This is a genomic window from Streptomyces sp. NPDC058812 (assembly GCF_042744565.1).
Classification (GTDB): domain Bacteria; phylum Actinomycetota; class Actinomycetes; order Streptomycetales; family Streptomycetaceae; genus Streptomyces; species Streptomyces thinghirensis.
Genome location: NZ_JBHYOB010000015.1, coordinates 130,620 through 145,434, shown reverse-complemented (window position 1 = coordinate 145,434; position 14,815 = coordinate 130,620). Strand labels below are relative to the sequence as shown.

The window sequence follows — 14,815 nt, the reverse complement described above, 5'->3', positions numbered from 1 at the left end:
CGTGGAGTCACCGGACCCCGCTCGCCCGTTCTCGCGGTCGACAGACGCAACACAGGGTGGCACCGGGACCGACAGATGGGGGCTGCCCCATGAAAGACCGGACCGCCGCTCCTCGACGTGCTGGGCAGGAACCGGGGAACATGCTGCCGACGGGGCCGGAAGCCCGGCGGGACTCCGGCCTGGCCCAGCAGGGCCTACCTCAAGACCCGTCGGATCGTCCCGCACCGCAAACCCCGGGCGCCCCTGCTGAAGAGCGAGGAGGAGGACAACGCCGCCCAACGTGAAGTCCGCGCCCGGTCGACGAGCACGCCACCTCGGGCTCCGGACGATTTCACGCCAAATCGAGCAACCTGGCGGTGCCCTTCGTCCTCTCAGCCAGGAGTCACTTTCCCGGGGTGAGTGCGAGCCCGTCGCGTTTCGGCCCCGATTCCCGCAGCACGTTAGTTCGAGCGTTCTCCTGATCATGCATCACCGCGACCTCTCTTCACTCCTGACTCACAGGTGATGCACTGTGCGCACACAAGCGCGAAGACTCGTCACGGTCGTGTTGGCCCTGGCTCTCCTGACCACGGCGGGGGGCGCGCCCTCCTGGGCCTCACCCCGGGACCGGCCCCATCCACCGGCCGCCGGGGCCATCACGCACCCGCCGGCCCGGACAGCCGCCGACCTGCCCAAGCCCCCCAGGGCCATGACCCTCGCCGAGCGCCGCAAGCAGGTCGACGAGGACCGGCACGAACGGTCGCCGATGCGTGACTACATGAACGCGCCGGAGCGGGCACCCAAGGGCGAGCGCCACAGTCGGCCGGACACGAACCACGTCGACCGTGGTCCAGCCGCCCAGTCGGGGGTGTCATTGCAGCCCCTCGCCGCAGCGGCTGAAAACCCCACCTGGGTGTCGTCCTGGGCCACTGCCTATCCGGGGATGCTGTCGATCGGTGGGCAGGTGAAACTGCCCAAGCAGGGATCGTCGTACACCGGAATGTGGTTGTACGTCCTGGACGAGGGCGGCTACCCCGTCGTCCAGCAGGAGATCAAGAAGTCCACGGACGACCCCAGCGGCGACACCCCGGACACCGGAGCCTGGTGCTACGACTGGTGGGCGAGCAACTCCTATCCCGCCGACCAGTGCTTCTGGTGGGCCGGCAGCGCACTGGGCGGCATCCTCGAGGACGGCAAGAAGTACTACGCCTGGGTCTTCCTCAACAGTGCCGACGGGACGTCGAGCCCCGGCGGGACCACCTCGCCGCTGGTGGAGGCCTTCTACACGCCGGTCATCCCCGGTGCCCAGGCGGGGATCTGCACCTGCTACGCGCAGGCGCACCGCGCCGACCCGGTCAACACGGCCACCGGCATGTTCTTCGAACAGCTCACCGATGCCTCCTTGGTGAGCCCCGGTGTGCCCCTGGCCCTGGAGCGCACCTACCGCTCCGACTCGAGTGCCGTCGGTCTGTTGGGGCGCGGCTGGGCGACCCCGTTCGACGCCGGGCTGACCCTCGCGACGGGAAAGGTGACTTATCGGACGGGCGACGGCGCGTCGTTCGTGTTCACGCAGAACGGTGACGGCTCGTACACCGGCCCGGCGGGCTCGGCGGCCAAGCTCGTCAAGGGCACGAACACATACACGATCACCACCCCGGATCACATCGGGCGCACCTTTGACAGCAGCGGTCGGCTCACCTCCGTGACCGACAAGGTCGGCAAGGGACTGGCCCTGACGTACGCGTCCGGCAAACTCGTCTCCGTCAAGGACGCCGCCGGACGCACCACCACCTTCACGCCCGGCACGGACGGTCTGCTCACCGTGGTGGGCCTGCCCGACGGCACATCGGTGTCGTATGGGTACACCGGCGGTCTGCTGACCTCGGTGACCGGCCCGGCAGGCAGGACGTCGTCGTACGCCTACGACGTGAACAAGCGCCTGTCCTCGTACACCGACCCGGCGGGCGGCAAGGTCTCCAACGTCTACGACACGTCGGGCCGCATCACGTCCCAGACCGATCAGAACGGCAAGACCACCACCTTCACCTGGGACGGCAGCAGCGAGTCGCACACCACGGCGCCGGACGGCGGCGTGTGGACCGACGTGTACGCCGGCAACGTGCTGATGGAGACCATCGACCCCTACGGCAAGAGCATCGCCTACGACTACGACCGCCATCTGCGTCCCGTCGCCATCACCGACCAGCGCGGCAACACCACGGAGATGACCTACGACAGCGCCGGGCGGATGCTCACCCGCAGCGCCCCCTCCGCCCTCGGCTACACGGAGAGCTGGACCTACGACGGTGCGGGCAACATCACCAGCCACACCGACGGACGCGGCAACAAGACCACCTACGCCTACAACACGTCCAACCAGCTGACGTCCACCACGGATCCCCTGGGCGGCAAGGCCGGGTACACGTACACCGCGCTCGGCTCACTGGAGACCGTGACGACCCCGCGCGGCAAGGTCACCACCTACGGCTACGACGCGGCAGGCAACCGGACGTCGGTCACCACCCCGCTCGGCGAGAAGACGACGTTCACCTACGACGACGCCGGTCGGATCCTGTCCAGGACGGACCCGCGCGGCAACGTCGCCGGATCCGATCCTGACGCCCACACCACGGCGTACGCCTATGACGGCCGCGGGCTGCTCACCTCGGCCACGGACGCCCTGGGCCGCACGACGGCCTACGAGTACAACGGTGCCGAGCAGGTGGTGTCGGCCACCAACCCGGCGGGCGAGACCACGACGTTCGCCTACGACGACGCCGGCCACCTGACCCGGACCACCGACCCGGCCGGCAACTCCGTCACCCGAACCTACGACGCCGGCGGACGCCTGTCCTCCGAGACCGACGCGACCGGCGGCACCACCACCTACACCTACGACAAGGTGGGCCGCCTGCTCAGCAGCGTCTCGCCACGCGGGAACGCCGACGACGCCGACCCGGCCGGCCACACCACCAGCTACGCCTACGACGCGGCCGGCAACACCACGAAGGTCACCGGCCCGACCGGCGCGTCCTCCACCACGACGTACGACGCGATGAACCGTCCCCTCGTGGTCACCGACCCGCTGGGTCACACCACCGGCTACACCTACGACGCCAACGACAACATCACCAAGGTCACCGACGCCGCGGGCGAGTCGGTCACGTCCGTCTACGACAAGAACAACCGGCTCATCAGCAGCACCAACCAGCTCGGCAAGACCACCTCCTACGCCTACGACGCCGACGGCAACCTGCTCAGCCGTACCTCCCCGCTCGGCCACAAGGAGAGCTGGACCTACGACGCCGACGGCCGCCAGGTCACCGCGGTCGACCCGCGCGGCAACGCCACCGGCGCCGACCCGGCCGAGTACACGACCGCCTACGGGTACGACCCGGCGGGCAACCCCACCACGGTCACCGACCCGCTCGGCGGCGTGACCACCACGGCCTACGACGCGGTGAACAACATCGTCGGGCAGACGGACGCGGACGAGCGGCCCATCGTCTACGGGTACGACAACCTGGACCGGCTGACCGAGGTCACCGCTCCCGGCGGCGCGGTCACCACGTACGGGCACGACACAGCCGGCAACGTCACCGCCCGCACCGACGCGAACGGCCACGTCACCACGTACGGCTACGACGCGGCCCATCGCCTCACCTCGGTCACCGACCCGCTGAAGCGGGCGACCACCTACGCCTACGACGCCGACGGCAACCTCACCCGGAAGACCACACCCCGCGGATCCACCGACTACGTCCACGACCCGCGCGGCCTGCTCACCGAGATCGACTACGCGGACACCACACCCGACGTGACCTTCGGTTACGACGACGCCGGCCGCATGACCGCGCGCGCCAACTCGAAGATCTCCGAAGACTTCACCTACGACCCCGTCGGCAACCTCACCAAGACCCGACACTTCGCCTACACCTACGACGCCGCCGGACAGATACTCACCCGCACGCACAGCGGCGGCTCCGTCGCGTACACCTACGACGACGACGGCCGCACCGCCACGATGACGGCCGACAGCAAGACCACCGCCTACACCTGGGACCCGGCCGCGAACCTCACCCGGTCCGCGCTCCCCAACACGGAGACGGAGGAACGCGCCTACGACCGCGCGGGCCGCCTCACCACCGTCACCTCCCACAAGGAGGGGGCCACGGTCACCAAGACCGCGCTCACCCTCTCCGCGGCCGGCCTGCCGACCCACGCGGACATCACCCGCGCAGGGGTCGGCGCGGGCGGCTACGACCTCACCTACGACACCGCGGGCCGCCTCACCTCCGGCTGCTTCCCCCAGCCCGGAGCCGCAGGCTGCGCCTCCGGTCGCGCCACGTCCTACACCTACGACAAGGTCGGCAACCGCCTCACCTCCACCCTGGGCGACACGTCGACCAGCTACACCTACGACGCCGCCGACCAGCTCACCTCCACCACCACCGGCACCACGACCACCTCCTACGGCTACGACGCCGAGGGCAACCAGACCAAGAAGGGCACCGACACCTACACCTACGACCTGGCCGGACAGATCTCCGCCGCCACGATCGCCGGAGCGAGCTACACCTACGACCACGACGCCGGCGGCAACCAGGTCGCCGTCGCCAAGAACGGGACGACAACCAATCGCTACCAGTGGGACCCCAACGCGCCCCTGCCCCTGCTGAGTTCGGAGTCCACCGGTCTGGGCATTGCCCAGACCTACCGCTACGACCCGCTGGGGCAACCGGAATCGACCCGGACCGGCGCAGGCGCCGTCTACTACTACCACCACGACACCCAGGGATCCCCGCTCGACGTCACCGACAGCACTGGCACCCTGTACCAGCGCTGGGCCTACGACCCGTACGGCACTCGGACGCTGGACACCGTGACCGACGGGGCCCCCGCGAACACCCCTTCCTACACCGGTGCCCGCTACGAAACCACCACCGGCAACCTCGACCTGCACGCCCGCCAGTACGACACGGGCACCGGCCGCTTCACCCGGCCCGACCCGGCAACTCGCCCCCTGTCGACGCCGTATGTGTCACCGTACGCATACGCCGACAACGTCCCCGCTCTCCTGACGGACCCCAGCGGTCTGTCTCCCGACGACCCGAACAACGACCGCGTCGACAGCCTCGGCGAGGCGGCGAGCGTCTTCGGCGACGGCTTCGTCGAAGGCCTGAAGTCCCCCTTCGTCTTTCTCGGAGACGCCTACAACGCGCTCACCGGTCAGAACGGCGGTGCCGGCGCGTTCGTCGACAAGTACCTGCCGGTGCGCCCCGCCTACCGGCTGTACCGCGCCGATTACATGCTTCGCCAACAGGGCTGCGACGCCCTCGCCGACCTGTACACCGAAGCGGCCGAAGAGCTCACCAAACAGATCCTGCTCGTGGGGATCGGCGGGCTGACCGGATGGCGCCGGACGGCCGTCGCCCCCGAGACCGCGACGGTCCTCAATGTGGGGAACCTGCGGTTCGGACCTGGAGGCGGCGGCGTCACCAGGGGGTACGGAGGCATCCCCTACAAGACCCCGATCACGGAGCAGCTCAGAGCACTGGTGAACCCGCAACGCGGCGAAACCAACTGTCGCGCCTGCGCGGTAGCAGTCGACCGCCTGCTGGCCGACGGCGCTCCGTCCTCGGCGCCTGGAGGCCTCAGGGAAGGCTCCACAGCACCCATCGAAGCGCTGTACGGCGGACAGCAGTTCAAATCGTCCACGGTCTCGGGCATCGTCAATGAGATCAAGAACGCCGGAAACGGTGCCCGAGGTATCGTGATGGGACAGAAGGGGCGGCGAGCCCACGTGTTCAACGTGGTCAACATCAAGGGAGACGTGGTCTTTCTGGACGGCCAATCGGGCCACGCCGATCTCTCGACATGGCGCAACTTCTCCCTCCTGAGGACAGACTGATGTTGGACATGGAAGAGGCAACCAGGCTGGCCAGGCAGTTCCTGGACCAGAAGGTCAGCCACGAGGGCATGGCCTTCGCGCTCGTCGAGGGAGAGCGCGCCCAGGTGGGAACCGCCTTCTACTTCGACTGCCAGTCAGTCGCCTACCTCCGCACCGGAGACCTCCGGGACATGGCCATCGGCACGGGCTACGTCCGCGTCGACGGGGAAACCGGGGAGTGCCGCATGCTGGGCGCAACCGAGTCCGCCCAGCTCGACCTCTTCTGACCAACTGAGAAACCGGGCCGGTGGATGCGGCACCGCCACGCGCATCCACCGGCCAAGCAAGAGCAACCGTAGCCACCGATCGAGACACACCCGCCGCGCACGGCGGGCTCCGCACCGGCCCGTCCGTGCGCACTGCCTGCCGCGCGCTCATGAGCTGTGAGATGGTCGGGGGGCTGAGTGAGGTACCAGCGTCCTGGTGCGTTGTCGGAACAGTCGATCAATAGGCGAAGGACACCGCGAAACATGGCTGAGGTTCTGCTCTACCATCACGTCCAGGGCTTGACTGACGGGGTCCGGGCGTTCGCCGACGACCTGCGACGGGCCGGCCACACCGTACACACTCCGGATCTGTTCGAGGGCCGCACCTTCGGCAGCCTCGAAGAGGGCATGGGGTTCGCGCGGGAAATCGGGTTCGACACCCTCAGGGAACGTGGTGCGGCAGCGACCGAGGGTCTCGGCCCGGAACTGGTGTACGCCGGCTTCTCGTTCGGCGTGACGATCGCCCAGAAGCTGGCGCAGACGCGACCCGGCGCACGTGGAGCACTGCTGATGCACTCCTGCGTCCCCGTCACCGAGTACGGGGAGTCCTGGCCCGACAGCGTGCCGGTGCAGATCCACGGCAAGGAGGGAGACGAGTTCTTCGACGAGGACCTGCCCGCGGCGCGCGAGTTGAGCAAGTCCGCATCGGCTGCGGAGCTGTTCGTCTACCCCGGCGAACAGCACCTGTTCACCGACGCCTCTCTAGAGGCCTTCGACGCGGAGGCGTCCAAGCTGCTGCTGGAGCGCGTGCGGACGTTCCTCGCCTCGGTCTGATCCCAGCCGCGAACCGGTGGCCGATCTCGTGCCGGACGCTGTGTGAACCGCGCCGGAAGCGGGCGCCCGCAGGTTGTCGTCGAGGTCCCGGACGCCGCCGTCCAGCCGAAGACGCCCGAGGTGACGAGCCGTTCGATGCGCGCGCCGGTCGTCAGGGGATCACTTCAGAGGATCACTACCGAGCGCAGGACGTCGCCCTTGTGCATGCGGGCGAAGGCATCCTCCACCTCGTCCAGGGTGATGGTCTCGCTGACGAAGGCGTCCAGGCCCAGGCGGCCCTGGCGGTAGAGGTCGATGAGCATCGGGAAGTCACGGGAGGGCAGGCAGTCGCCGTACCTTGAGCGCCCCGCCGCGGCCGAAGACGTCCAGCAGCGGCAGTTCGAGTGTCGTCTCCGGGGTGGGCACGCCGACCAGGACGACGGTGCCGGCCAGGTCGCGGGCGTAGAACGCCTGCCGGTAGGTCTCGGGGCGTCCGACGGCCTCGACCGGATCGGTGGTGCGGGAGTTGACGGTGTGCGTGGCGCCCAGGGACTTGGCGGTGGTCAGCTTGCGGTCGTCGATGTCGACGGCGATGACCTTCGCCGCGCCGGCCAGCCGAGCGCCGACCACGGCGGCGTCGCCCACACCGCCGCAGCCGATGACGGCCACGGTGTCGCCTCGACCGACACCTCCCGTGTTGATGGCGGCACCGATGCCCGCCATCACCCCGCAGCCGAGCAGCCCCGCGGCGGCCGGGGACGCGGCCGGGTCGACCTTGGTGCACTGGCCGGCGGCGACGAGGGTCTTCTCTGCGAACGCTCCGATGCCGAGGCCCCGCACGCCCGGTGGGCGCGCCCAGCGCACTGGACACACCCCGGGCGGCCGTACGCACCACGGGGACGACCGTCTGAGCGCTCGCGTCGTTGGGGACGATGACCGACAGCGCCGCCACCACCCGGCCGTCCGTGCCACGCACCGGGGCGGCCACGCCCAGGGCCTCCTGATGGACGTAGCCGGGGCGGTAGGCGTAACCCCGCCGCCGGACATCGGCCAAGGCCGCGCGGAGCCGGGTGGGCGTGGACGGTGTGGCCCACGCGGACATCGCGTCCTCGGTCTGCCCGTGCGGCCCACCGCCGTCTTCTGCGCCAACGACCTGCTCGCCCTCGGTGTCCTGCAGGCCCTGTACGAGGCCGGCCTCAGAGTGCCGGACGACATCGCGGTGGTCGGGTACGACGACAGCGAGTTCGCCGCGTCGGCCGTGGTTCCGCTCACCTCGGTGCGACGACCGGCATCCGCCATGGGACGGCAGGCCGGGCGACTGCTCATCGAGGACACGGCCCACGGAATCGCGCACCCGCACAGCCACGTGGTGCTGCAACCCGAACTGGTCGTTCGCCGGTCGACGATGGTGGCTCCCGCGCGCTGACCGGACCCGCCCAGGGCCGTGGGGAACGTCTGCGGGACCGACGACGGGCACGGCAGGGGAAACGGGCACGACGGTACTCCGGCACGGCGGTACGGGAGACCGACCCCGGAGACCAGGAGATCCGGCTGTCGGAGGAAGGCGTCGAGCGGCGATGCGCCGACGTACCTCGTCCGAGCATGCGTCCTGCCGGGCGGTCTGCCCACCCCTGCCGTGATTCACGTTGCGGATGGCTTTCATCCGTCCCGTGGATGGCGTCCGCCGTTCACGGCCGGCGGGCCACCGCTCACCCCTCGGGCTCGTCGGGGCGCATGGTGGCCATCCGTCTGCCGACGCGGGCAGCAGTCTCGCGCAGCCAGATGTGGGCCGCGTCGTGAGTGTGCACGGGGTGCCACCACATGGCCTCCCGCAACGGGACGGCCTCGTACGGCGGCTCCACCACGCGGACACCGGCGAGTGGCGCCAGGAGCCGGGCCAGGCGGGCCTGGATGAGGGCGATGCGCCGGGTGCCGGCCACCAACAGCGGAATGATCTGGAAGCTGTCCACGGAGACCTCGACCTGGGGCTCCACGCCCAGCATCCCGAGCTGGCGCACGGCCGGGGCGTCGTAGGTGCGCTGGTAGGTGACCCAGGGCAGTCGGGCCAGGTCCTGTCGGGTGAGGCGGTCGTCGACACTCGGGTGGTCGTCGGCGACGAGGAAGACCCAACGGTCCCCGTACAGGTCGGTGGCCGGGAAGTCGCTGATGACCCCGTGCGGCATCAGCAGGCCGTCGGACGTGCTCAGCACCGTGTCCGTGGCGTCCACCACCGTGGTCGGGGTCTGCGCGAAGCGCAGCCGGATGCCCGGAGCCTCCTCGTGCATGACCCGGGCCAGCTCGGCGCCGAAGACCGCGACGGCGTAGTCGGACGCGATCAGCTTGAACTCCCGGTGCTCCGTGGCGGGGTCGAAGTCCGCCTGGCTGGCGAAGAGGCGCTCCAGCACGTCGTACGCCGCGGAGGTGCGGTCCAGGAGGACCTGGCCGAGGGCCGTCAGCTCGTAGTGGCCGCCGACCCGGGCGAGCAGGTCGTCGTCGAAGTGGCGGCGCAGGCGGGACAGGGCCGCGCTCATCGCGGGCTGGCTGAGGCCGACGCGCTGCCCGGCACGGGTGACGTTGCGCTCCTCGAGGAGGGCCCGCAGGGCGACGACGAGATTGAGGTCCAGGCGACTGAGATTCACGGCGATTTCCCTAGCTGTCCGGCGGCGACCTGCTGGAATTCGTCGGGTGGATGACTTTCATCCACAGAATCGATTTCCGTGATCGCGAGTGGCGGGTCCAGATTAGTGCCATCGCAATCAGGAGGACATGTCCGTGAAACCTGAAGCCGCGTCCGCCCTCTTCGCCGGACCCTTCGCACTGGCCACCCTTTCCGCTCCCGAGGGCCCCGCCTTCCCCGCTCTCGTCAGACCCGACGCCCAGGTGCTCGACCTGCGTCCCGTCCTCGGCGACACCGGCCCGACCATGTGCGGGCTCCTCGACGACTGGGACGCGGTGGCCCCGCGGCTGGCCGCACTGGCCGACGACGGCACCCTTGCGCGCAGGCCCCTGACGGAGTTCCGCGTGCACGCCCCGGTCGAGCCGCGCCAGGTGTTCCAGTCCGGCGCCAACTACCGGCAGCACGTCATCGACCTGCACGTCGCGCACCGCGCGCCCGGTGACGAGAGGCCGGAGGCGGAGCGGCGCGCGGAGGCCGCGGAGATCATGGACCGGCGGGCCGCCGAGGACCTTCCGTACGTGTTCATCGGCCTGCCGAGCGCGATCACCGGCCCCTACGACGACGTCGTGCTCCCGTCCTGGGCCGGGAAGCCCGACTGGGAGCTGGAGCTGGCATTGGTCATCGGCCGACCGGCCCACCGGGTGTCCGTCGAGGAGGCACTGGACCACGTCGCCGGGTACACGATCGCCAACGACCTGACCGACCGCGCGACCGTCTTCCGCCGGGACATGCCGCAGATCGGCACCGACTGGCTGCGCAGCAAGAACGCGCCCGGCTTCACCCCGCTCGGCCCCTGGATCGTGCCCGCCCCGTCGGTCGCGGACCCGGACGACCTGCGTCTCACGCTGAAGCTCAACGGCGAGACCATGCAGGACGAGTCCACCAAGGACATGATCTTCGACGTCGCACGGCTGGTCGCCTACGCCTCGCAGACCGCCCGCCTCCTGCCCGGCGACCTGGTCCTCACCGGCTCCCCCGCCGGCAACGGCATGCACTGGGGCAGGCTGCTGCGCGACGGCGACGTCATGGACGCCTCCATCACCGGGCTCGGTGCCCAGCGCACCCGCTGCGTGGCGGAGGAGGCACGGTGACCCTGGACCGCACCGACCCCGAGGGCTCGATCGCGCGGGCCGCGAAGACCTGCTCCAACTGGGGCCGCTGGGGCGAGGACGACGTGCTCGGCACGCTCAACTTCCTCGACGAGGCGAAGCGCCGCGAGGGTGCCGCACTGATCCGGCGGGGCGTCAGTTTCTCGCTCTCCCAGCGCTTCGACATCAACGGCCCGCAGAAGGGCTGGCGGCGGCGCACCAACCCGGTGCACACCATGCTCGACACCGGCACCGACGCGGCACTCGGCAACCAGGGGCTGCCGCACGGCATCGGCGGCGCCGACGACGTGATCGCGATGCCGCTGCAGTGCTCCACCCAGTGGGACGGGCTCGGGCACATCTTCGACCACGGCAAGGCATGGAACGGACGCCCCGCGGAAAAGGTCGTCACCTCCGACGGCGACCTGGTCACCGGCATCGAGCACATGGCCCCGCACGTCGCCGGGCGCGGTGTGCTGCTCGACGTCGGCCGCGCGGTCGGTGTGGACGGGGAGCTGCCCGACGGTTTCGCGATCACCGAGGAGCACCTGACCGCGACCGCCGAGGCCCAGGGCGTGACCGTGGGGCGCGGCGACCTCGTGCTGGTGCGCACGGGGCAGTTGTCCCGGGTACGCCGCGACGGTTGGGGCGAGTACGCGGGCGGTCCCGCGCCCGGACTCTCGTTCACCACGGCCCGCTGGCTGCACGGCAGCGAGATCGCCGCGGTCGCCACCGACACCTGGGGCTTCGAGGTCCGCCCGAACGAGTTCGAGCACGCCTTCCAGCCGCTGCACCAGGTCGCCATCCCGCACATCGGCCTGCTGATCGGCGAGATGTGGGATCTGGACGCCCTCGCCGAGGACTGCGCGGCCGACGGTGAGTACGACTTCTGGCTCACCGCGGCGCCGCTGCCCATCACCGGAGCGGTCGGCTCGCCCGTCAATCCGATCGCGGTCAAGTAGACCGAGGAACGAAGGAGTTCTTCATGACCCAGCCCCGCACGGTTCTCGTCGTCGGTGGCGGCGCGGCCGGCAACGCCGTGACGATCCTGCTGCGCCGCGCCGGCCTCGCGGTGGACCTGATCGAGGCCAGGGACGACTGGAACGCGACCGCCGGTTCCGGCATCACCCTCCAGGGCAACGCCCTGCGCGTCCTGCGGGAGCTGGGCGTGTGGGAGCAGGTGGAGGCGTCCGGATTCGGTTTCGGCTCGGTCGGTATCACCGCCCCCGACGGAACCGTCCTGCACGTCCAGGACGACCTGCGCACCGGCGGCGACGACCTGCCCGCCACCGTCGGCATGCAGCGTCCCCGGCTCCAGCAGATCCTCATCGAGGCCGTCCGGGCGAGCGGCGCCGGCGTCCGCCTCGGCACCACCGCCGAAATCCTGGACCAGGACGCCGACGGTGTCTCCGTCCGCCTCAGCGACGGCGCCGAGCGCCGCTACGACCTGGTCGTCGCCGCCGACGGCCTGGGCTCCTCGACCCGTGCCGCGATCGGCATCACGGACAAGCCCGAACCCACCGGCATGGCGATCTGGCGCGTCGCCGCCCCGCGTCCGACGGGCGTCGTCCGCACCGACCTCGCCTACGGCGGTCCCGCCTACATCGCCGGCTACTGCCCCACCAGCGCGACCACCCTGTACGCGTACGTCGTCGAGGCCAACCGCGACCGCGCCTCCATACCGCCCGAGTCGTACGCCGACGAGATGCGCCGGCTGGCCTCCTCGTACGGCGGCCACTGGCCGGAGGTCACCGAGCACATCACCGACCCGGCGAAGGTCAACTACACCTGGTTCGACCGGATGCTGATCGAGGGTTCCTGGCACCGCGGCCGGGTCGTCCTCGTCGGCGACGCCGCCCACTGCTGCCCGCCCACCCTCGCGCAGGGCGCCGCCCTGTCCCTGGAGGACGCCTGGGTGCTCGCACAGCTGCTGAGCGCCTCCGACGTCTGGGACGACGCGCTGTTCCAGGCGTACTACGAGCGGCGCATCGCCCGCGTCCGGCCGGTCGTCGAGGCGTCGGTGCAGATCGGGCGGTGGCAGCTCGACGGGGTCCGGGACGCCGACGTACCGGGCCTGATGGCCGGCACCATGACCATGCTCAGGGAGCTGCCGTGACCCGGCCCACCATCGACGTGCACGCACACGTCCTGCTCCCGGCCGTCGAGTCACTCGTGGCCGGCCTGCCCGGCCACGCCGAGGCCAAGGAGTCGGACGCCCGGCGCAACGGGCGCGCCGCACTCGCGGTCAGCGGGCCCATGGTCCGTGAACGCGTCCCCCGGCTGACCGATGCCGCCCTGCGCCTGGCCGCGATGGACGCGCAGGGCGTGGACGTTCAGCTGGTCAGTCCCTCGCCGTCGCACTACCACTACTGGACGGACGAGGAGAGTGCGGAGAAGCTGTACCGGCTCGCCAACGAGGCCACGGCGGCGCACTGCGCGAAGGCGCCCGACCGGCTGCGCGGGCTCGGCCTCGTACCGCTCCAGCACCCGCACCACATGGTGCGCGCCCTCGACCACGCCCTGGAACAGGGCCTGGCCGGTGTGGAGATCTCCAGTCACGCGCCCGGGCGGGAACTCTCCGACCCGGCCTACGAGCCCTTCTGGGCCCGGGCTGGAGAGACCGGCGCGATCCTCTTCCTGCACCCCTTCGGATGCACGCTCGACGAGCGCCTGGACCGGTGGTACCTGTCCAACACCGTCGGCCAGCCCACCGAGAACGCCGTCGCGCTCTCACACCTCATCTTCTCCGGCGTACTCGACCGCCACCCCGGCCTGAAACTGATCGCGGCACACGGCGGCGGCTACCTGCCCACCCACATCGGCCGCTCCGACCACGCCTGGTCCGCCCGCTCCGACGCGGGCGCCGGCTGCGCACACCTGCCCAGCAGCTACCTCAGACGCCTGTACTTCGACTCCCTCGTCCACGACCCGCACGTACTGCGGGAGTTGGTCCGGGTCGCCGGGGCGGACCGTGTCCTGCTCGGCTCGGACTTCCCCTTCGACATGGGCACCGAGGACCCGGTCGGCGCGCTGCGCGCCGCACAGCTGACCGAGGCCGACTTCCACGCCGTCCGCGGCGGCAACGCGGCGGCCCTCCTCCGCAAGGACTGATCATCATGCGCCTGCTCACCCACCTGCGGCACGTCGACCTCGCCGTGCCCGACTACGACAAGCAACTCGACTTCTACGCCGGCGTCTGGGGCCTGACCAAGGTCGCCGAGGACTCCGGCATCTCCTTCCTGGCCGCCGAGGGCTCCCCGGAGCAGTACGTCGTGCGGCTGCGCAGGGCCGAGGAGAAGCGCCTCGACCTCGTCTCCTACGGCGCCACGTCCGCCGCGGACGTCGACACCCTCGCCGAGCGACTGCTCGCGGGCGGCGCGCAGTTGATCTCCCGGCCGGGCAAGGCCGACACCCCCGGCGGCGGTTACGGCTTCCGCTTCTTCGACGTCGACGGCCGCACCATCGAGGTCTTGGCCGACGTCCAGGTCCGGCAGCACCGCAAGATCGAGGAGAAGGAGGCCATCCCGGTCAAGCTCTCCCACGTCGTCCTCAACAGCCCCGACCTCAACCGCACCCGCGAGTGGTACGAGCGCCACCTCGGCTTCGCCCTGTCCGACACGCTCAGCTCGCCGCACATGGGCGAGGTCATGCACTTCATGCGGATCAGCAGCCAGCACCACTCGATGGCCATCGCGCAGGGCCCGCACACCGCGCTGCACCACGTCTCCTTCGAGATGCGCGGCATCGACGAGTACATGCGCGGTTCCGGGCGCGTCATCCGGGCGGGCTTCAAGAAGGTGTGGGGTCCGGGACGGCACATGGCCGGGGACAACACGTTCACCTACTTCCTCGACCCGCACGGGAACACCGTCGAGTACACCACCGAGCTGGAGAACCTGGACGAGGACACCTGGCACCCGCACGTCTACGACTTCTCCCAGCCCGAGGTCACCGACCAGTGGGGCACCGCCAACCCCATGAACGAACTCGTCGCCAAGGAGTCCTTCAACGACCCCGACCGCGGCGTGTTCGTCGCCCCGCCGGTCTGAGCCGGCTCCCCGCCCCGGGGATCTCGACCGACCGACCCTCCCACTGGAGCCAC

9 protein-coding genes and 3 pseudogenes are annotated in these 14,815 nt (G+C 70.3%); 9 read left to right on the top strand and 3 right to left on the bottom strand.

What is annotated here, in order from left to right; genetic code table 11:
• The first annotated feature begins 688 nt into the window (after positions 1-688).
• From ACFW48_RS27670 to ACFW48_RS27660, 3 genes are all read left to right on the top strand, one after another.
• The gene (locus ACFW48_RS27670; protein WP_386319061.1) at positions 689-5,890 is read left to right on the top strand and encodes a DUF6531 domain-containing protein; all 5,202 of its coding nucleotides are present in this window, start codon (positions 689-691) and stop codon (positions 5,888-5,890) included.
• Positions 5,890-6,156 carry a hypothetical protein gene (locus ACFW48_RS27665; protein ID WP_386318921.1) on the top strand — a complete coding sequence of 89 codons (267 nt, stop codon included), beginning with the start codon at positions 5,890-5,892 and terminating at the stop codon, positions 6,154-6,156. The genes ACFW48_RS27670 and ACFW48_RS27665 overlap by 1 nt, the downstream gene beginning before the upstream one ends.
• A 243-nt stretch (positions 6,157-6,399) precedes the next feature.
• Positions 6,400-6,969: a dienelactone hydrolase family protein gene (locus ACFW48_RS27660; RefSeq protein ID WP_386318919.1), complete on the top strand. Its 570-nt coding sequence runs from the start codon at positions 6,400-6,402 to the stop codon at positions 6,967-6,969.
• A gap of 164 nt (positions 6,970-7,133) precedes the next feature.
• On the opposite strand, the pseudogene ACFW48_RS27655 reads toward ACFW48_RS27660, so the two are convergent.
• Positions 7,134-7,782 (bottom strand): annotated as a pseudogene (locus ACFW48_RS27655) (zinc-binding dehydrogenase); the annotation flags it as partial.
• A gap of 91 nt (positions 7,783-7,873) precedes the next feature.
• Positions 7,874-8,050, bottom strand: a pseudogene (locus tag ACFW48_RS27650) (IclR family transcriptional regulator C-terminal domain-containing protein); the annotation flags it as partial.
• On the opposite strand from ACFW48_RS27650, the pseudogene ACFW48_RS27645 reads away from it, so the two are divergent.
• Positions 8,045-8,374, top strand: a pseudogene (locus tag ACFW48_RS27645) (substrate-binding domain-containing protein); the annotation flags it as partial. The pseudogenes ACFW48_RS27650 and ACFW48_RS27645 sit on opposite strands and share 6 nt — an antisense overlap.
• A gap of 283 nt (positions 8,375-8,657) precedes the next feature.
• Here the strand turns inward: ACFW48_RS27645 and ACFW48_RS27640 are convergent.
• Entirely contained in the window at positions 8,658-9,587 is a 930-nt protein-coding gene (locus ACFW48_RS27640) for a LysR family transcriptional regulator (protein WP_386318916.1), read from the bottom strand.
• A 127-nt stretch (positions 9,588-9,714) separates the two neighbouring features.
• Here ACFW48_RS27640 and ACFW48_RS27635 point away from each other — a divergent pair, with 127 nt between their 5' ends.
• Genes ACFW48_RS27635 through ACFW48_RS27615 form a run of 5 tightly spaced genes read left to right on the top strand, consistent with a single transcriptional unit; the run spans position 9,715 to position 14,762 of the window.
• The gene (locus ACFW48_RS27635; protein ID WP_386318914.1) at positions 9,715-10,716 is read left to right on the top strand and encodes a fumarylacetoacetate hydrolase family protein; all 1,002 of its coding nucleotides are present in this window, start codon (positions 9,715-9,717) and stop codon (positions 10,714-10,716) included.
• Positions 10,713-11,675, top strand: coding sequence for a cyclase family protein (locus ACFW48_RS27630; RefSeq protein WP_386318911.1), 963 nt, complete (start codon positions 10,713-10,715; stop codon positions 11,673-11,675). The genes ACFW48_RS27635 and ACFW48_RS27630 overlap by 4 nt, the downstream gene beginning before the upstream one ends.
• Positions 11,676-11,698: 23 nt before the next feature.
• Positions 11,699-12,829 (top strand): FAD-dependent oxidoreductase, encoded by a 1,131-nt coding sequence (locus ACFW48_RS27625; protein WP_386318908.1) that lies wholly within the window; start codon positions 11,699-11,701, stop codon positions 12,827-12,829.
• Positions 12,826-13,824: an amidohydrolase family protein gene (locus ACFW48_RS27620; protein ID WP_386318905.1), complete on the top strand. Its 999-nt coding sequence runs from the start codon at positions 12,826-12,828 to the stop codon at positions 13,822-13,824. Before ACFW48_RS27625 ends, ACFW48_RS27620 begins: the two co-directional genes overlap by 4 nt.
• A gap of 5 nt (positions 13,825-13,829) precedes the next feature.
• Positions 13,830-14,762, top strand: coding sequence for a VOC family protein (locus ACFW48_RS27615; protein ID WP_386318903.1), 933 nt, complete (start codon positions 13,830-13,832; stop codon positions 14,760-14,762).
• Positions 14,763-14,815: the final 53 nt, after the last annotated feature.